The organism is Hwangdonia seohaensis (genome assembly GCF_031932625.1).
GTDB classification, from domain to species: domain Bacteria; phylum Bacteroidota; class Bacteroidia; order Flavobacteriales; family Flavobacteriaceae; genus Hwangdonia; species Hwangdonia seohaensis.
Window position 1 is genome coordinate 767,114 of the sequence record NZ_JAVSCK010000001.1, and the last position, 18,513, is coordinate 785,626.

Sequence of the window (18,513 nt, forward strand, 5' to 3'; positions counted from 1 at the left end):
TATTAAATTTGTAGTAAATAAAAATATATATATATTTGCGCTCGCTTAAGCGAAAATAGCCTTCCTCTTTAGCTCAGTTGGTTAGAGCATCTGACTGTTAATCAGAGGGTCCTTGGTTCGAGCCCAAGAAGAGGAGCAAAAACCACCTAAGAAATTAGGTGGTTTTTTTGTGCTTAAAAACTAGGTTTAAGGTTTTTTATCGCTGGCTTGTTCAGTGCATCTGAATGTTTTTACTAAAGGCATGAGCAATAAGATGATTTTATAAAGACAATGATGCTGTAACTGTTCTTTTAATTTTTAGATTATTTAAATGTTATGTTGCGGTTTTTGGTCGTAAACTTTCAAAAAATTCCTGAAAACTCTGGTTTTCTTCAATTTTAAGTTTTTTCCTCAATCGGTGTCTAGCGACTTTAATCGAGCTCTCTGAAATACCGAAAAGCGTTGCAATATGCTGCGACGAGAAATTTAAGCGAATTAATGCACAGAGCTTAACATCTCTATCTGTTATGTTTGGGCACATCTTTTTTAAGTTGGATATAAACGCGGGTTGTACTTGCTGAAATAAATTGTAAAAATCATCCCAATCTTTGTCCAGGTTTAAAGTATCGTCTATAAGGTTTACAATGGATTTTAACCTTTCGCTATCCTCATTGCGCTTTGCAACTTTTGAAATATCGTTTTTAATTTTATCGAGCAAATTATTTTTATGAATTTCCCTTAAAGTACGGTTGGTAAGCTCGTCGGTTTTAAAGTTGAGTTCGTTTTCAAGCTGTTTTCGCTTTAATTCCTGATTCGCCTTTTCTGCGTTAAGTAAATCTAGGTTGTTCTTATAGATTTTTTTGTTTTGTTCTTCTACCAATTTCGTTTTTTGATTTACACGAAGTTCAAGTTCAAGTTTTTGTCTCTTTATGGCCGATATCCGCCATTTGAGGAATCCAATTACTGTGGCTATAAAAAATAAGAACATCAGTATTTTTACCCAGATTTTTTCCCAAAAAGAAGGCATTGCAGTAATTTTTAAAGACGCGATATGCGAACTTTCGTTACCAGCATTGTTAATGGCTTTTACTTTAAGGGTATAATCACCTGGATCTAAATTGGAAAAATAGAGTGTTTGTTGGCTACCAACGGTTTGCCATTGTTCGTGCAATCCTTCTAATTTGTAAGCAAATATAATTTTTTCCGGATCCCAATAATTTGAAGTGGCAAAACCTATGTTAAACACGACATTATCTTGAGGTAACGTAAGCCGATTGGTTTTTAAATGGTTTTCAAAAGGCACTTGCTCTATTCCATTTTCATTAATAAGCGATATGCTTGTAAAAAAAACGTTTGGATTTTTTGAATAGTTGTTTTTTAATTCTTTGGCTTTAAAATAAGTAATCCCAAAGGTGCCTGCCATATATATATATCCGTCACGTCCAAATTCGGCTTTATTATTGTTAAAGGGTTCAATTCCATCATGGCCATCAAAGTTTTGAACGATTCCCTCGGGGGAGATTTTGCTCAATCCTAAATTGGTGCTGCACCATATATTTTTTTCATCATCTAAAAAAATACCTCTGATAAAAGTTGCTTCCAGACCATTATCTTTACCTATCCTTATAAAGTTGTCACTGCTTCTAACATAGCGGTTTAAACCGTAACCGTAAGTGCCCACGAGAATAGAGAGGTCGTCGTCCTCGGCGATTGAAAGGATTCGGCTTCCGCTTAGCGAGGTCTTGTCTTCTTTTATGGGCAAATAGGATGTGAACTTATCTTGCTTAAATACATTAAGTCCAGTGGCGGTACCTGCCCACATATCGTCTTTTACATCTTTATAGAGACAGGTAATAACATTGCTGCTAAGGCCTATATTGGAATTTACCGAATAAGTATGCAATATGTTTAATTGCGTAGCGTACACGGTAATTCCTGAATTGCTGCCCACCCATATATTACCCTTTCCATCTTTTTCTATTGCAAAAATGGCCTTTAAACCAGACCAATTTTCAGCCTTTAAAAACTGGTTGGTTTTTGGGTTTAGAATATTTAAGCCACCGTACAAGGTGCCTATCCAAATGCGACCCAGGCTATCTTCGTATAACGACAATATATTATTTCCGCTTAAATCGTTTTTGTCACTTGGGTCGTCTTTAAAAATCGTTGTCTTACCCGTTTTTGGATTAAATCGTCTTAAGCCATTTCTTCCGGCTGTAAGCCAAAATTCTCCATTTTTAGCCTCTAAAATCCGGGAGTCTTGTTTGTCTTTATGGTCCATGCCCAATTTAGACGGTGGAATATTGTATAAACTAATATTGTTTTTAAAATAGCTTACCCCGCCGTGAACCGTACCTGTCCAAATTACATTATCTTCTCCTGGACTTATGTCTAAAATGGCATTGTCTGAAATTGAAAACTCATTGTAACCATCACTTTGAAAATGGTGGAACTTGCTTTTTGCTTTTTTGTAAAGATTAAGGCCGCCACCGTCGGTGCCAATCCATATATTATCATTTTTATCGGCATAAAGACTTAAGACCATATTGTTGTTAATGGTTTCAGAATGGTTGTTATTGGTCTTTTTATAATGTTTGGCTTGTTCTAAATCAGCATTAAAATTAAAGAGTCCATTGCCGTTGGTGGCAATCCAAAGATTTCCGTCTGCATCCGCAGTAATTTCATTTATATAAGTGGTGTTATTAAATTTGGAAAAACCAGAAGGCACGAATTCAGATTCGTTATAAAACCACAAAGCCCCTTGGCTTGTACCCATCCAAATAACACCATTTACGTCTTGAAATAAAGCCGAAGCATAATTATTGTTAGAGCCCTTATCGAAATTAAATATGTGATATTCGGTTTTGCTTTCTTCTAAAGAAAGGCTAAAGATGGTTCCAGTAGCAGAACTGCATAAAAACCGACCATCTTTTAATTGAATGATGCTGTGTATATTAGTATCTAAATGGGTGTCGAGCTCGGCGTTTTGAGATTTCAATAGCTCAAAACGGTCATTTTCGATATTCAAAAAATACAACCCCTTGGTTGTAGCGACTATAATATGTCCTTTTTGGCTTTGTAACATGGTGTTAATCTCTGCCTGTTTTTCTTGCAAAAACTGATAGGTCTTCATGGTTTGACCATTATACCTATCTATCCCTAACCTTGTCGCAAACCATAAAAACCCTTCTTTATCCTGCATGACATGGTTTATTCTACTGTCAGAAATCCCATCTTCAAAAGTAATACTCTGAAATTGTATACTTACATTTTGAGCTGTTAATACTAAAGAATTAAAAATAAAACAGATGAAAAAATAAAGAAGTAAATGGATGCGCATTGTTAACTTAATATTTTGTTAATAAATTTGAGTAAAAATAACTTAAATAACTGTTTATGTAGGGTATACGGTTTTTTATGTAACCAAAATGTAACGATATGTAACCCAAATGTAACCTATTTTTTCGTGTTTTTATGTTATACATATTTAATTTTGTGAACAAATTTTGTTTGTAGGACAAACTAAAAGATTAGAACAAACCAAAACAATTAACTAAACAATTATTAAGTATGAAGAAAATCAACTTTTTTATTAGTTTCTTCTTGTTATTGAGCACTATGAGTTTAATGGCACAAGAAAAAGTAATTAGTGGTACTGTTACCGACCAAAACAATGCGCCTCTACCCGGGGCAAACGTTATTGTTAGAGGAACAACTACAGGCGCACAAACAGATTTTGATGGAAATTATACCTTAACTGTTAAAATAGGCGACGTGCTTGTTTTTTCTTATATAGGTATGAAGACAAAAGAACACACGGTAACCACTAGCGATTCTAAAATTGTAACTGTACTAATAGAGGATGCCGCTCTGCTTGACGAGGTTGTAGTAGTAGGCTTCGGTACAAAGAAAAAGGTTAACCTAACGGGGTCGGTATCGGTTGTAGATGGCGAAGCCCTGGAAAACAGACCGGTAACAAACGTAGCTGCCGCTTTACAGGGAACGGTAGCAGGTATGAACTTTTCTGTAAACAATAGCGGTGGTGAGCTTAATAATGCCGTTAGCTTTAACATTAGAGGTTCTGGTACTATTGGTTCCGGGTCTTCTGGAGCTCCATTAATTTTAATTGATGGTATGGAAGGAAATATGAATACCTTAAACCCACAAGATATAGAAAGTATCTCTGTGCTTAAGGATGCTGCATCTTCTTCCATTTATGGTTCTAGAGCACCATTTGGGGTTATTCTTATTACCACTAAATCTGGAAAAGACGGTAAGATTACCATTAATTATAACAATAACTTCAGGCTAACGAGTCCGTTATTGCAACCACAAATGTTAGATTCAGAATCTTTTGCAACCTATTGGAATGAGGCGGCTGCTAATGCTGGTCAATCTCCAAAATTTTCTGAAGAGGTATTGCAAAAAATAAGAGATCATCGATCAGGAGTTCTACCTAATGAAACCGATTGGAATAGCTCCAATAACAATTGGAATATGTATCCAAATGGGTTTTCCGATAACAACTGGTTCGATATATTTTATAAAGATTCAGCAGCTTCTCAAGAGCATAACCTTAGTTTAAACGGAGGTACAGAAAAAGTAAATTACTATTTCTCTGCCAATTTCTTAGATCAGGAAGGGCTACTTAATTATGGTAACGACCAATATGATCGTTATTCCATAAATTCTAAAATAAGTTCTAAAATATCTGATAAAATAAGCTTAACATATTTAAGCAGATTAACAAGAATAGATTACGAAAGATCGTCTTACCAAAGCGGTTTGTTTTTCCATAATATCGCTAGAAGATGGCCCACAATGCCATTTAAAGACCCTAATGGAAATTATGTTTATGGTAACGAAATTGCACATTTAGAAAACGGTAGAAACAAAGACCAAAATGATGAATTCGTACAACAATTAAATGTTCAATTTACACCATTAGAAAATTGGAACATCTATGCTAATCTGAATTATAAAATAAGTAATTCTTTTAATCATAACGAGTTTTTACCAATCTACAGGTACGATGAAGATGGTGTTGCGCATGCTGCTGCATTACAACATGTATTATGGTCACCAGGTGCTTCAAGAATTTACGAAAGTGCATACAAGACCAACTATTTCAGCCCTAACGTTTATACAGACTATACCTTAACTATAAATGAAGACCACGAGTTTAAAGTAATGGCTGGTTATCAATCAGAATTAACAAAAACACGTAACCTAGGTGTAAACAGAGATGATGTGATAACGCCTAGCCTTCCTACAATTAATACGGCTACAGGTGATACGAGAGGTTATGGAGCTTACCAACATTGGGCCATACAAGGTTATTTTGGCCGATTAAATTACGCATATAAGGACAGGTATTTATTAGAAGTTAATGGCAGATATGATGGGTCTTCACGTTTCTTAGACGATAAAAGATGGCAGTTTTTCCCTTCTTTCTCGGCAGGTTGGAATATTTCTAACGAAAATTTCTACAAAGACAGTAAGTTATCAGAACATGTTAACTTTTTAAAACTAAGAGGATCTTACGGTGAACTAGGAAATCAAAACACCAATAATTGGTACCCATTTTACCCGAGTATGGGCATTGGTGTAGATAATGGTGGCTGGTTAGTAAACGGATCAAGACCAAACACAGCGTATCCTCCAGGACTTGTGAGCACATTGTTAACTTGGGAAAGAGTTACCTCTTGGAATGTTGGTTTAGACCTGCGTGCCTTTAACAGCAGATTGGGTGTTGGCCTAGATATTTATAACAGAACCACTTTTGATATGGTTGGTCCCGCACCAGAATTACCAGCGATTTTGGGTGCTAGTCCACCAAGAATTAACAATACCGACATGGAATCAAAAGGATTCGATTTAGAGATAAGTTGGAGAGATACGTTCAACGATTTTTCTTATGGTGCTAAATTTATTTTATCAGACACCAGACAATTTGTAAAATCTTATCCAAACGAAACTGGTGATTTAAACCAATGGTACACAGGTAGGGAATTCGGTGAGATTTGGGGATACACTACACAAGGCATTGCTAAATCGGATACCGAAATGAACGATTGGTTGGCTATGCATAATCAAGACAGAATGGGCTCTAACTGGGCTGCTGGCGATATTATGTACCAAAACTTAGATGATGATCCTGCCATTAACAATGGTTCTAATACTTTAGACGACCATGGCGATTTGTCTATAATCGGTAATAGCCAAGCCAGATATAGTTATAGTATCGATTTAGACGCCAACTATAAAGGCTTCGATTTTAGAGCATTTTTCCAAGGTGTAGGTAAACGCGATGTAGCTGTTGGGGGGCCGTACTTTTCAGGTGCCAATTCAAACATGTGGCAATCTGCAGGTTTTACACAGCACTTGGATTATTTCAGACCTGAAGACACTACAAGTCCATTTGGAGCAAATACAGATGCTTACTATCCAAGACCGCTTTTCGATTCTGGATGGAAAAATTTTGCTACCCAAACACGATTTTTACAAAACGGTGCATATTTAAGACTAAAAAACATTCAATTGGGCTACACCATACCAGCAGACGTTACAGAAAAAGTGAGAATTTCTAAAATGCGAATTTACTTATCTGGAGAGAACTTGGTGACCTTCACAAAAATGAGTGATATTTTTGATCCTGAAACTACTGGTGGATCATGGGGTAATGGTAAAATATATCCGCTATCCAAAGTGTTTTCTGTTGGTCTTAGTTTAACTTTTTAAATTTTAAAAAATGAAAAAATCATATAAACATATTTTTATTTTAGGTCTAATTTTAGTCGGTTTTACCGCCTGTAGTGAAGACTTCTTAGAGAGAGCACCTCTTTCTGATGTAACGCCAGAATTTTATTTAAAATCCGAGGCAGATTTAGCAGCATACGCAATTTCAAATTACTCATTTCCTTCGCATGCAGGGTGGAATGCAGGTACCTTTATAGCCGATAACGGTACAGACAATCAGGCCAGTACTGACGCTAGCAATTTGTGGGTGCCTGGGCAGTATAGAGTGGGTACAAATGGAGGTGCTTGGAATTTTGATCGAATCCGTACCTTAAACTACTTTTTAGATGTGGTTCTGCCGAGATATGAAGCAGGCGAAATAAGCGGAAACGAAACTTATATCAAGCATTACATTGGCGAAATATACTTCCTAAGAGCTTATGAGTACTTTAACAAGCTAAAAAGCGTAGGCGATTTTCCAATTGTTAAAAACCTATTACCAGATGTTAAGGAAGAGTTGATTATAGCATCACAAAGGCGTCCAAGAAATGAGGTAGCCCGATTTATTTTATCAGATTTAGATAAAGCTATTGATATGTTAACCAATATAGATCCTAACAAAAACAGGATAAACCCTATGGTGGCACAGCTTTTTAAATCGCGTGTCGCATTGTATGAAGGTACTTGGTTAAACTATCACAAAGGAACTGCCCATGTACCAGGTGGCTCAGGTTGGCCTGGGGCAAATAAAGACTATTTGTCTGGTTTTAGCATTAATATTGATAGTGAGATAGATTTCTTTTTAACAGAAGCTATGAATGCTGCAGAAGTTGTTACTAGCAGTGTTAATTTAACACCAAGTGACGGTAACACCGAAGGAAACGACGTGTTTAACAATCCATACTACGCCATGTTTGGAGACCTAGATATGTCTAGTTATTCCGAGGTGTTGTTGTGGAGAGATTATGATGAAGCATTAGTGTCTCACCACACCATGCATTACTTGAAAAATGGTGCAAATACAGGATATACCAAAGGTTATGTAGATAGCTATTTAATGAAGAATGGCTTACCTATTTATGCCGGTGGATCGGGTTACAATGGTGATGATTACATCGCTGATGTACTGGACGATAGAGATGATAGATTACGCCTGTTCACCAAAGAACCTGGTGATGTTATTACTTACATAAATGGTGAAACCTTTGAGGAAATACCAGGCTTGTTTGAAATTTCTGAGATTAGAGCAGTAACAGGCTATTCTGTTAGAAAAGGGATATATCCTGATGCCAACATGTTAGATGGTGCAAATCCTACCGCTACTGGGGCTATAGTGTTTAGAGCCTCTGAAGCTTATCTAAATTATATTGAAGCAGATTATGTGAAAAACGGAAGTTTAGATGGCAACTCAGCAAGTTACTGGGGGCAATTAAGAACAAGAGCGGGACTTCCGGCCGATTATAGTGTTACCGTTGCAGCAACCGATTTGTCTCAAGAAAACGATTGGGCTAAATATTCGCAAGGGAGTATGGTAGATCCAACACTCTATAATATTAGAAGAGAGCGTAGATCAGAATTTATTGCTGAAGGCATGCGTTTAGACGATTTAAAGCGATGGAGAGCTCTGGACCAAGTGTCTAACTATGTTATAGAAGGTTTCAAAGTTTGGGGCCCTATGAAAGCGTGGTACGAGAATCCAGATGGCAGTTCGCAATTAAGAGCTGAGCCAGACGCAAGCCCTAACGTATCGCCAGAATCAAATAGCATGTATATCAGACCTTATCAAATAGTTCAAGCCAATAACAATTTCTATAATGGTTATAATTGGAATCCTGCGCATTACTTAAGTCCGATTGCCTTTAATCACTTTTTAATTACAAGTGAAGGCGGAGATGCCAACAATTCGGTTATCTATCAAAACCCAGGTTGGTTAATTGAAGCCGGAACAGCAGCACAATAATTAGTTTTTTTTTGAATTTAGTTTTTAAACCCCGTCATTTTTCAATAAATGGCGGGGTTTTTTGTTATTCAGAGAGCCATTAATGCTTTAAGCCTAGGCATCAACCAAAAAAACCATCTAACGTTAGATGGTTTTTATTTTGTACTATAAAAGCAGTTTCTTTTAACTTAAAGGCGGTTATTTAATTATCTTTTTCAATAAAATCATGCCTCCAAGTTTACCAAAAATTTTAAGGCCACTTTGAATCCAATTTAATGGCTTCAAATCTTGTTTGTATTCTTCTCTCAAAGCTTTAATCTCTTCAAAAGCTATTTGGCGCTCTAAGTTTAAAATTTTTAAATCGCGTTCTACACTTTCTATATTTTGATATGTTTTCATTTTTAATCGAAAAATTTTTCTGATAAGGCTTTTACGGTAATATTATTTATGTGCTTTCTTGTAAGCAGTGCGATTACTGATAGCAAGATAAATACAGCACCAACAATAACAAAACCCAGCATATAGCTATCCATAGCTTTTCCAATGGAAAATGCCAAGGCAATGCCTAAAAAGCACAATCCCATAAGCAATAATCCGCCTATAATAATGGCTTTAAAAACCATACTGATGGATATGGATAATTGCTGAAAGATTTTAAGCTTGTAGTAATCGTAAGAAGTCTTTAAATACTTCTCGCCAATTTCAGATGCCTTTGCATTTGTTTTGCCTATAGATTCACTTAAACTCATGTATTATGATGTTTTTTGTAACCGCTTATTTTTCTCTTTTAAATCTTTTAATTTGCGCTCTAAAGATGAAATAACATCGTCTGCCTTATAACTTGCATTTGTGATTATAGAATCTACTTGCTCATCTATTGTGGCTTTTTTTGCCGAAGCAGATGAAACCACTTGCTCTTTAAGCTCGGTCGCTTTATCGGCTAATTTTTGTTTGGCCAATTGTGCTTCGTCGCTTATTCTTTGTCTGGTATTGCTGCCTTTATCGGGCGCAAACAGAATGCCTAATACGGCGCCTATGGCTGTTCCTGCTAATATACCTAATACTGTATTTCCGTTATTACTCATAATATTTTGTGTTTTAATTAAACTTTAACTTGTTATTACACTAAATATAAGCAATTATAAGCAATTGTGTTAACGCAAAAGGTTTAAATGTTGACTTGTTTAAAAAGCCAAATCACCCGTTTTTTTGCACAAGGATTTTTACGTGGAGCTCGATTTTCGTTTTGTAGAGTTTTTTTAAAGCAACTTAGCTTTTGCAGCTTCAACTACTTTTTTGGAATTGCCAATAAAAATAGCATCATCAATAATAATTACCGGCCTGCTTAAAAAGGTGTAATGCTCTAAAATATAGTGTTTGTAATCGCGCTCTTCAAGCTGTTGGTTTTTTAAATCCATTTCCTTGTAAAGTTTAGCGCGTTTGCTAAAAAGGGCTTCGTAACTTCCCGAAAGGGCTTTCATTTGCTCTAATTGCTTAACCGTTATGTCTTCGGTTTTAATATCCTGTAAAACAAAATCTGAGGGTAAATTCAACTCTTTTAAAATTCTAATACAAGTGCTGCAGGTTTTTAAATAGTATACTTTTTTCATAATGAATTGATTTTTTTCGTTTTGTAGAGAAAAGGAAATCTAAAGAATTTCAATAACAAATAAAGGCAATTATAGCATAAATACTATATTTATCGAAAAAATAAATCATATGGAATTTACATTTCAGGTTCTAAATAATACACGAGCCATTTTAGCTAAAATAATCGACGATAATTCTTTAAAGGATTTGAATAAAATACCCAAAGGCTTTAACAACAATATTATCTGGAATATAGCCCATATTGTGGTTTCTGAGCAGTTATTGGCGTATAAGTTATCGGGTTTACCATCGATACTTTCAGATGAAATGATTGATAAATACAGGAAAGATACCAAACCCGAAAGCGAGGTAACCCAAGACGAGGTAAACCAGATAAAAGGTTTGTTGTTCACTGCACTGGAAAATACCAAAACCGATTATAAAAATGGTATTTTTAAAACCTATAATGCGTATACCGTTTCTACAACGGGAAACACATTAAACAATATTGATGAAGCGCTGCAATTTATACTCACCCATGAGGGCATTCATTACGGCTATATTTTGGCACTTTTAAAAGCGGTTAAAAACTAGGTAAGGTTTGGCGTCATCAAAAGGAATGTTAAATTCTATAATGCCAGTTGCGTATGGTGCAATTTCGTAGGTGTTGTAAAGTAGAATAATACCGTCGTCGCTGTACCCAATATTTTCGGGGAGCTGAAATGTTTCACGGTCTAACAACAGGTCTTTGTCTTTTATTGAGGTCTCAAAATGCTTTTTGGCAATGGTTTTAAAGCCTTCAATGTCTGAAAATAATGCGTTGTTATCAATCAATTTTCCTGTTGCCGCATCAAAATTTAAAAGTGAAATGTTTAAACTGCCATGAGCGCCGCCGGTATTGGTATAAGCTGTTAACGAAACACTTATAATATCTTGTGCCTTAAAAATAACTTCGCCATCAATTTGGGCTTCCCATTCTTGGGCGCTTTCCGGAAAATCGCTTATAAAATTGGTGAACTCTTGGTTAAAGTTTTCAATGCTTTCTTCAACAGATTTTGCAGTGGAATTGTTTAGTTCTCCAATTTGTAATGCTTTAATCACTTGGTTTTTTATAGCTGTATTTATAGATTTAGCAACATCACTTTCGGTTTGGGCTAACGGGATGTTAATTTCAACAAACTGGTTGTTTTCCGAGGTAAAGTTAGTTTCCGTAAAATTAATTGGCACATCTGTTTTACAGCTGAAAAGCATATAAAAAACACAGGCAATTAAAAGGTATTTATTCTTTAGCATAAGCATAGTATAAACTCGTGTTAAAGGTAATTATTGCATTTGAATTGCAAAAGAATTCCTCGATAGATTATCGAGGTATCAATTGAAATTGTCATTCTTGCGAAAGCGGGAATCTAAGTAAAAATTCAGACAGAGAATTAATAATATTTTTTACTTCAACGAATTAAAACTTACATTTGTAACAAATACAACAAACATGAAATTTAACACAAAAGTAATTCACGGCGGTCAAGAACACGACCCCGCTTATGGCGCTGTAATGCCGCCAATATACCAAACAACAACCTATGCCCAAACTACACCTGGCGGGCATAAAGGTTACGAATATTCAAGATCGCACAACCCAACCAGAAATGCTTTGGAAAATGCTTTTGCAAGTATTGAAAACGGAAATTATGGTCTTGCATTTGGGTCTGGTTTGGCAGCCATTGATGCCGTTATTAAACTTTTAAAACCTGGAGACGAAGTGGTTTCTACCAACGATTTGTACGGTGGTTCGTTTAGATTGTTTACTAAAATATTTCAGGATTTTGGCATTACATTCCATTTTATAGGCATGGAAAATGCGGCAAATATAGAGTCTTATATCAATAACAATACAAAGCTTATTTGGGTTGAAACACCAACCAATCCGATGATGACTATTATAGACATAAAAGCAGTATCGACAATAGCCAAAAAACATAACATTCTTTTAGCGGTAGACAACACTTTTGCCACACCTTATTTACAACAGCCGCTTGATTTGGGTGCAGATATTGTAATGCATTCGGCAACCAAATACCTTGGCGGGCATAGCGATGTGGTAATGGGCGCTTTGGTTGTTAAGGACAAAGAGTTGGCAGATAGATTATATTTTATCCAAAACGCAAGTGGTGCCATTTGCGGGCCTCAAGATAGTTTTTTAGTGTTAAGAGGTATAAAAACATTACATGTAAGAATGCAGCGCCATTGCGAAAACGGGAAAGCTGTAGCAGAATATTTGGCAAACCACCCTAAGGTTGAAAAGGTGTACTGGCCAGGGTTTGAGAACCATCCAAATCATCACATAGCTAAATCGCAAATGAAAGATTTTGGAGGCATGATTTCGTTTACTTCAAAAGGGAATAATTTTGATGAAGCTATAAAAATAGTTGAAAATTTAAAGGTTTTTACTTTAGCCGAATCTTTAGGTGGTGTGGAGTCGCTTTCGGGGCATCCTGCTAGTATGACGCATGCCAGCATTCCAAAAGAAGAAAGAGAGAAAACCGGTGTTGTTGATTCTTTAATACGATTAAGTGTGGGGATTGAAGATATTGATGATTTAATTGCCGATTTAAAACAAGCGCTCGGATAAATATTATAGAACCCGATTAAAAAACAAACCCCATAACTGAGCTTTCAATTATGGGGTTTTTATATATCAATAAATATCTTTTTTAATCTAAATAATAAACATAACCAATATTAAACCATAAAAGCCAGTCGTTATGTTTATTGTATTCTAACTTGTGGTTTAAACCATCAACCCAATCACTAAAGTAATATTGAAATCTAAAATCCAACATTAAATCTGATAATTTATCAAGTTTATAGCGCACACCGGCACTACTAACTATAGACCATGTGCTACCTCCGTTTACGTTAACAGGGTATGGGTCTACAGCAGGGTCAAAATTGTCAAACCAATTAGAATAGATGTTTGCCTGATCAAAAACCCCTCGATAGTTAGGGTCGGTCGTATTGCCATAGGTTGTACTCGCTTTAGGGCTAAAAGATGTGTAATGAACACCTAAACTGGCAAAAGGCGCAAATCTGTAGGCAAACGCTTGGAAATCTCGAATACTTCGTGGGAAAAACTCAAGTTGCGTTCCAATATCCAAATTTTGTGCAATACCAGAATGTGCTCTAAGTTTATCGGCATTAGGTGTTGTACGGCTAGGGTCTACCCATTTTCCGTGATGGTTTAAAGTGGTTTTATTCCACGAAATCTCATTTCTTAATTTAAAATGATCATTCCAATACGTATCGGTTGTATAGCAGTTACAATCTGCTCTGTATGAAAAGTTTATATAATGAACAATACCAATACCAAATCCGGAATTACCAAAGTTTGTTTTTACGTCATCACGACTGCCAAAATCCGATCTAAATTCTACCGGACCAGCAATAACGCCTATTTCGTGGGAAAAGCCTAATTGAGAATATGCAGTTTGAGAAATAACAAACAAGCAAAACGCTGAAGCTAAATGTTTCAAGTTAAGCATAATAAGGTTTTGTTTTTTGAGGCATTATATGGACAAATATATAAAAATGCAATTAACAAACAAATATTTGTGCGTTTTGTGGAATGCGACATAAGTAGGTTATTACGAATTATAAAAAAAGATGATATAATTTTTAGAGATAACGTATATTTGTGCCCTAAAATTACATTTTCCACAATTAAGTAATATAATTCATGTATATGAAAAACAATATTGAAGCATTTTTAAGCATGGTTAAAGAGCGAAATGGCCACGAACCAGAATTTTTACAAGCGGTTGAAGAAGTAGCCGAAACAGTAATCCCCTATATTCTGGAACACGATATATACCGTGACAAAAACATACTTACCAGAATGGTAGAGCCAGAACGATTAATTTCGTTTAGGGTGTCTTGGGTTGACGACCAAGGGGTAATTAAAGTTAACCGAGGCTATCGCGTACAAATGAATTCTGCCATTGGCCCATATAAAGGGGGTTTACGCTTTCACCCAACTGTAAATGCCAGTATTTTGAAGTTTTTAGCTTTCGAGCAAGTATTTAAAAACTCTTTAACGACATTACCCATGGGTGGTGGAAAAGGTGGATCGGATTTTGACCCTAAAGGTAAATCGGATAATGAAATAATGCGTTTTTGCCATGCTTTTATGAGTGAATTATTCAGACATATTGGCCCAAATACAGATGTTCCAGCCGGAGATATTGGTGTTGGTGGCAGGGAAATAGGCTTTTTATTTGGGATGTACAAAAAACTAAGAAACGAATTTACAGGTGTTTTAACAGGTAAAGGGATGTCTTGGGGAGGCTCTTTAATACGACCAGAAGCAACAGGCTATGGTACAGTGTATTTTGCCGAAAAAATGCTAAATACCAAAGGTGATGATTTTAAAGGTAAACAGGTTGTGGTTTCCGGGTCTGGAAATGTGGCTCAGTTTGCCGTTGAAAAATCTTTACAATTGGGTGCCAAAGTGTTAACAATGTCCGATTCTTCAGGTTATATTTATGATGCAGTTGGTATTGATTCCGAAAAGTTGGCCTTTGTTATGGAATTAAAAAATGTAAAGCGTGGTAGAATTCATGAATATGTTGAAAAATACCCCAATGCAGAATTTGTAAAAGGAAGAACCCCATGGGACGTAAGTTGCGATATCGCATTGCCCTGCGCAACCCAAAACGAACTTAACGAGGATGATGCCAACACGCTTTTAAGCAATGGTTGTATCTGTGTTAGCGAAGGTGCAAATATGCCATCTACTAAAGAGGCTATAACCGCGTTTCATAAAGCCAAAATATTATTTGCTCCAGGAAAGGCTTCAAACGCGGGTGGTGTAGCAACCTCTGGTTTGGAAATGACACAAAACTCCTTGCGATTTAATTGGACAAGAGAAGAGGTGGATAATAAGTTAAAAGAAATTATGTGTAATATTCACGATTCCTGTATTAAATACGGTAAAGAAGAAGACGGTTATATCGATTACGTTAAAGGCGCCAATATTGCTGGATTTGTAAAAGTGGCCGATGCTATGTTGGCACAAGGGGTGGTTTAATAAAGCACCATCTTAAAAACTATAAAAGCTTCCTGAATTTTAGGAGGCTTTTTTAATTTTAATTATATTATTTTAAAGTAAAATTCGTTTCTTATAAATATCTTTAGCTCTTATTATAATTTTTTATGATTAAAAGACTTGCTGTATTTATACTGTTTGTATTGCCATGTTTGCTTTTTGCCCAAGATTTCTCGGCACTCTGGCAAGGGCATTTTTCATACAATACCATTAAGGATGTTGTAAAAGGCAATAACAAAATTTATGCAGCTTCAGAAAACGCCATTTTTAGTTTGGATTTACAAACTAACGAATTAAGCACGCTTACTACCGTTAACGGATTATCCGGCGAAACCATTTCAACCATATATTATAGCGATGTTTATGAGTTGTTGCTTATTGGTTACGATAATGGTTTAATAGAAATAGCTTTTGATGACGATGACGATATTCTCTCCGTTGTCGATATTATTGATAAACCAACTATTCCGCCAACCAGCAAAAAGATCAATCATTTCAACGCTTACAACAATGTGGTTTATGTTTCTACCAATTATGGTATTTCGGTATTTGATATTGAACGTTTAGAATTTGGCGACACCTATTTTATAGGGACCTTGGGCAGTCAAACCCGAGTTACTCAAACCGCTATTTTAGATGATTACATTTACGCGGCGTGTTTAGATGGCAACGGATTGAAAAAAGCACAGGTATCCAGCCCAAATTTAATTGATTATCAAAATTGGCAAACGGTTACTAATGGTGATTTTCTAACCGTTCAATCTGTAGAGAATAGCCTATATACGCTTAGAACCAACAGAAGAATGTATCGTGTGGTAAACGATGTTTTAACCGAGGTATTTCAGTTTCCAGACTTGCCAGTTGAAGTAAAAACAGTTAACGACAGGCTATTGGTTACTACACAAAACAGTGTTTACATGTACGATAGTAGTTTTAATTCTATTGCTCAGGCTAATGTAAATAGTACGTTTAGTACCGCATTTACATCGGCTACTTTTCATTTGGATTCGATTTATATAGGCACCAAGGATTTCGGTGTTTTAAAGACACCAGTTGCAAACCCAACCGAATATGAAGAAATCCATCCCCAAGGCCCATTGTTAAACATCCCTTTTGCAATTCAATCTGGTGAAAATGAATTGTGGGTTACCTTTGGAGAGTATAATGTTTTTTACAATCCTTACCCATTAAACAACAGAGGCATCAGTCATTTTAAAGATGATAGTTGGATAAACACGCCTTATCTAGATGTTTTAGATGCCAAATGTTTAAATACCATTACCATAAACCCAAACAATAATAACCAAGTTTTTATAAGTTCATTTTTTAGCGGCTTATTGGAAGTTACTGATGAAGTACCAACAATATTGTACAACCAAACCAATAGCGGTTTAGAATCGTTAATTATTTCTGGCAACCCCAATTATATAGACATTAGGGTAGGCCCCACAAAGTTTGATAATAATGGGTTATTATGGACGGTTACCAGTAGGGTTGATAAAGCTTTAAAATCATTTAATCCCAATAATAATCAATGGCAATCTTATAGCCTTTCAGAGGTAATAAATGATGTTAATTTAGGTTTTGGCGATATTGCTATTGGCAACGATAACACCAAATGGATAGCGAGTTATCAGTACGGTGTAATTGGATTTAATGAAAACGGAAGTACGCCATTAATGAAAAGCATTAGCAAAGAAGAAGAAAATATGCCTACGCATTATGTTACAACGCTGGCATTAGATAAAAGAAACCAACTTTGGATTGGTACTTTTAGAGGATTAAGGGTGTTGTACAACACCTCAAATTTCTTTACCGAAGAAAATATCCGAGCTGAGGAAATAATAATTGAAGAGGGTGGTATCGCCAAAGAGTTGTTGTTTGAGCAAAACATTACTGACATTGAAGTTGATGGCTCCAACAATAAATGGATTGGAACTACCGATTCCGGATTGTTTTATTTTTCTGCAGACGGTCAAAAAACCATTTTTCATTTTACAAAATCCAATTCGCCATTGCCATCAAATACCATAAACGATATTTCATTAGACCCTTCAAATGGCATTGTTTACATCGCAACCAATAAAGGCTTGGTGTCTTTTCAATCGGGAGGCTCAAGTCCGTTAAACGATTTAGAAAGCGCCTACGCGTATCCAAATCCGGTAAGGCCAACCTTTAATATTGTTGATGAAAAAGTAAAAATCAAGGATATTTCAGAAAACGTAAATATAAAAATTACAGACATCGAAGGGAATTTGGTAGCCGAAGCACAATCAAGAAACAACCTGCGATACAGCGGTTACAACCTCGAAATTGACGGCGGAACAGCGTATTGGAACGGAAAAAACCTTGCCAACAACGTCGTAGCTTCAGGCGTATATTTAGTTATGCTATCAGACTTGGATACATTTGAAACCAAAGTGTTAAAATTAATGGTTGTTAGATAATGCTACTTTCCACAAATGCTATTGTTTTATCTAAATTAAAGTACCGCGATAACGATTTAATCGTAAAATGCTATACCGAGCAATTAGGTGTGGTTAGTTTTTTGCTACGAGGTGTGTTTAAAAGCAAAAAAGGGAGTTCAAAAATCGCATATTTTCAGCTATTGTCGCAACTGCAAATGCAAATCGATTATAAAGAAAACCGTTCTTTACAAGGTATAAAAGAGGTTAAGCTCCATCATTTGTACACTAGTTTACACGCCAATATTTATAAAAGTTCCATTGCTATGTTTCTGGCTGAAGTATTGGCAAATACTTTAAAAGAAGAAGAACAAAACAGCAACTTATTTAGTTATATCGAAACCACCCTATTGTGGTTGGATGCGCAGACTGAATACTCAAATTTTCACCTGCTTTTTTTACTAAACCTCACCAAGTATTTAGGCTTTTACCCCGAAGAAATCCATAGTTCGTATAATTATTTTAATTTATTGGATGGAAAATTTGAAACCAAACAATATGGAAAATACACGGTTTCGGGAGAAAATTTAACACTGCTAAAAACCTTATTGGGCACAACATTTGATGGCTTATCTACAGTGAAAATTAACGCAAAACAAAGACAATCGTTTTTAAGTATGATTTTGCTTTATTTTGAATTACATTTGGGCAGTTTTAAAACCCCAAAATCACTCCAGATTTTTAATCAAGTTTTTAGTTAA

At 35.7% G+C, this 18,513-nt stretch carries 14 protein-coding genes and 1 tRNA gene; 8 read left to right on the top strand and 7 right to left on the bottom strand.

From position 1 onward, the window contains the following. Positions 1-62: 62 nt before the first annotated feature. Positions 63-136, top strand: a tRNA-Asn gene (locus RNZ47_RS03285). 177 nt (positions 137-313) lie between these two features. Here the strand turns inward: RNZ47_RS03285 and RNZ47_RS03290 are convergent. Then, positions 314-3,319 (bottom strand): ligand-binding sensor domain-containing protein, encoded by a 3,006-nt coding sequence (locus tag RNZ47_RS03290; RefSeq protein WP_376717810.1) that lies wholly within the window; start codon positions 3,317-3,319, stop codon positions 314-316. Between the two features lie 230 nt (positions 3,320-3,549). Here RNZ47_RS03290 and RNZ47_RS03295 point away from each other — a divergent pair, with 230 nt between their 5' ends. Continuing rightward, positions 3,550-6,720 carry a SusC/RagA family TonB-linked outer membrane protein gene (locus RNZ47_RS03295; protein WP_311936289.1) on the top strand — a complete coding sequence of 1,057 codons (3,171 nt, stop codon included), beginning with the start codon at positions 3,550-3,552 and terminating at the stop codon, positions 6,718-6,720. 10 nt (positions 6,721-6,730) lie between these two features. Next, on the top strand, positions 6,731-8,677 hold the full coding sequence (locus RNZ47_RS03300) for a RagB/SusD family nutrient uptake outer membrane protein (RefSeq protein ID WP_311936291.1): 1,947 nt from the start codon (positions 6,731-6,733) through the stop codon (positions 8,675-8,677). A 177-nt stretch (positions 8,678-8,854) separates the two neighbouring features. Here RNZ47_RS03300 and RNZ47_RS03305 read toward each other — a convergent pair whose 3' ends face one another. The 4 genes from RNZ47_RS03305 to RNZ47_RS03320 form a co-directional block, all read right to left on the bottom strand. Further along, a complete protein-coding gene (locus RNZ47_RS03305) occupies positions 8,855-9,055 on the bottom strand; it encodes a hypothetical protein (protein WP_311936294.1) in 201 nt (66 codons plus the stop codon). A gap of 2 nt (positions 9,056-9,057) precedes the next feature. Then, entirely contained in the window at positions 9,058-9,405 is a 348-nt protein-coding gene (locus RNZ47_RS03310; RefSeq protein ID WP_311936297.1) for a hypothetical protein, read from the bottom strand. A gap of 3 nt (positions 9,406-9,408) precedes the next feature. Next, positions 9,409-9,741 carry a YtxH domain-containing protein gene (locus RNZ47_RS03315; RefSeq protein WP_311936300.1) on the bottom strand — a complete coding sequence of 111 codons (333 nt, stop codon included), beginning with the start codon at positions 9,739-9,741 and terminating at the stop codon, positions 9,409-9,411. Positions 9,742-9,915: 174 nt separating this feature from the next. After that, complete coding sequence (locus RNZ47_RS03320; RefSeq protein ID WP_311936302.1) at positions 9,916-10,266, bottom strand: arsenate reductase family protein; 351 nt, start codon at positions 10,264-10,266, stop codon at positions 9,916-9,918. A gap of 109 nt (positions 10,267-10,375) precedes the next feature. Between RNZ47_RS03320 and RNZ47_RS03325 the strand changes: the two genes are divergently transcribed. After that, positions 10,376-10,840, top strand: a complete 465-nt coding sequence (locus RNZ47_RS03325) for a DinB family protein (protein ID WP_311936304.1) — start codon at positions 10,376-10,378, stop codon at positions 10,838-10,840. Here RNZ47_RS03325 and RNZ47_RS03330 read toward each other — a convergent pair. Continuing rightward, positions 10,820-11,539, bottom strand: a complete 720-nt coding sequence (locus RNZ47_RS03330) for a PdaC/RsiV family protein (protein WP_311936306.1) — start codon at positions 11,537-11,539, stop codon at positions 10,820-10,822. The two genes, RNZ47_RS03325 and RNZ47_RS03330, sit on opposite strands and share 21 nt — an antisense overlap. Before the next feature lie 145 nt (positions 11,540-11,684). Here RNZ47_RS03330 and RNZ47_RS03335 point away from each other — a divergent pair, with 145 nt between their 5' ends. Continuing rightward, positions 11,685-12,875: a cystathionine gamma-synthase gene (locus RNZ47_RS03335; protein WP_311937482.1), complete on the top strand. Its 1,191-nt coding sequence runs from the start codon at positions 11,685-11,687 to the stop codon at positions 12,873-12,875. 82 nt (positions 12,876-12,957) lie between these two features. Here RNZ47_RS03335 and RNZ47_RS03340 read toward each other — a convergent pair whose 3' ends face one another. After that, on the bottom strand, positions 12,958-13,785 hold the full coding sequence (locus tag RNZ47_RS03340) for a THC0290_0291 family protein (RefSeq protein WP_311936308.1): 828 nt from the start codon (positions 13,783-13,785) through the stop codon (positions 12,958-12,960). A gap of 200 nt (positions 13,786-13,985) precedes the next feature. Between RNZ47_RS03340 and gdhA the strand changes: the two genes are divergently transcribed. From gdhA to recO, 3 genes are all read left to right on the top strand, one after another. Beyond that, positions 13,986-15,329, top strand: a complete 1,344-nt coding sequence (gene gdhA / locus RNZ47_RS03345; RefSeq protein WP_311936309.1) for an NADP-specific glutamate dehydrogenase — start codon at positions 13,986-13,988, stop codon at positions 15,327-15,329. A 125-nt stretch (positions 15,330-15,454) separates the two neighbouring features. Continuing rightward, on the top strand, positions 15,455-17,794 hold the full coding sequence (porZ, locus tag RNZ47_RS03350; protein WP_311936311.1) for a type IX secretion system anionic LPS delivery protein PorZ: 2,340 nt from the start codon (positions 15,455-15,457) through the stop codon (positions 17,792-17,794). Then, complete coding sequence (recO, locus tag RNZ47_RS03355) at positions 17,794-18,513, top strand: DNA repair protein RecO (RefSeq protein WP_311936312.1); 720 nt, start codon at positions 17,794-17,796, stop codon at positions 18,511-18,513. The genes porZ and recO overlap by 1 nt, the downstream gene beginning before the upstream one ends.

Coding starts and splice junctions, on each gene's coding strand:
- porZ (WP_311936311.1), top strand. CDS start 15,455: ATGATTAAAAGACTTGCTGTATTTATACTGTTTGTATTGCCATGTTTG.
- gdhA (WP_311936309.1), top strand. CDS start 13,986: ATGAAAAACAATATTGAAGCATTTTTAAGCATGGTTAAAGAGCGAAAT.
- recO (WP_311936312.1), top strand. CDS start 17,794: ATGCTACTTTCCACAAATGCTATTGTTTTATCTAAATTAAAGTACCGC.
- RNZ47_RS03330 (WP_311936306.1), bottom strand. CDS start 11,539: ATGCTAAAGAATAAATACCTTTTAATTGCCTGTGTTTTTTATATGCTT.
- RNZ47_RS03325 (WP_311936304.1), top strand. CDS start 10,376: ATGGAATTTACATTTCAGGTTCTAAATAATACACGAGCCATTTTAGCT.
- RNZ47_RS03295 (WP_311936289.1), top strand. CDS start 3,550: ATGAAGAAAATCAACTTTTTTATTAGTTTCTTCTTGTTATTGAGCACT.
- RNZ47_RS03300 (WP_311936291.1), top strand. CDS start 6,731: ATGAAAAAATCATATAAACATATTTTTATTTTAGGTCTAATTTTAGTC.
- RNZ47_RS03290 (WP_376717810.1), bottom strand. CDS start 3,319: ATGCGCATCCATTTACTTCTTTATTTTTTCATCTGTTTTATTTTTAAT.
- RNZ47_RS03310 (WP_311936297.1), bottom strand. CDS start 9,405: ATGAGTTTAAGTGAATCTATAGGCAAAACAAATGCAAAGGCATCTGAA.
- RNZ47_RS03315 (WP_311936300.1), bottom strand. CDS start 9,741: ATGAGTAATAACGGAAATACAGTATTAGGTATATTAGCAGGAACAGCC.
- RNZ47_RS03305 (WP_311936294.1), bottom strand. CDS start 9,055: ATGAAAACATATCAAAATATAGAAAGTGTAGAACGCGATTTAAAAATT.
- RNZ47_RS03320 (WP_311936302.1), bottom strand. CDS start 10,266: ATGAAAAAAGTATACTATTTAAAAACCTGCAGCACTTGTATTAGAATT.
- RNZ47_RS03340 (WP_311936308.1), bottom strand. CDS start 13,785: ATGCTTAACTTGAAACATTTAGCTTCAGCGTTTTGCTTGTTTGTTATT.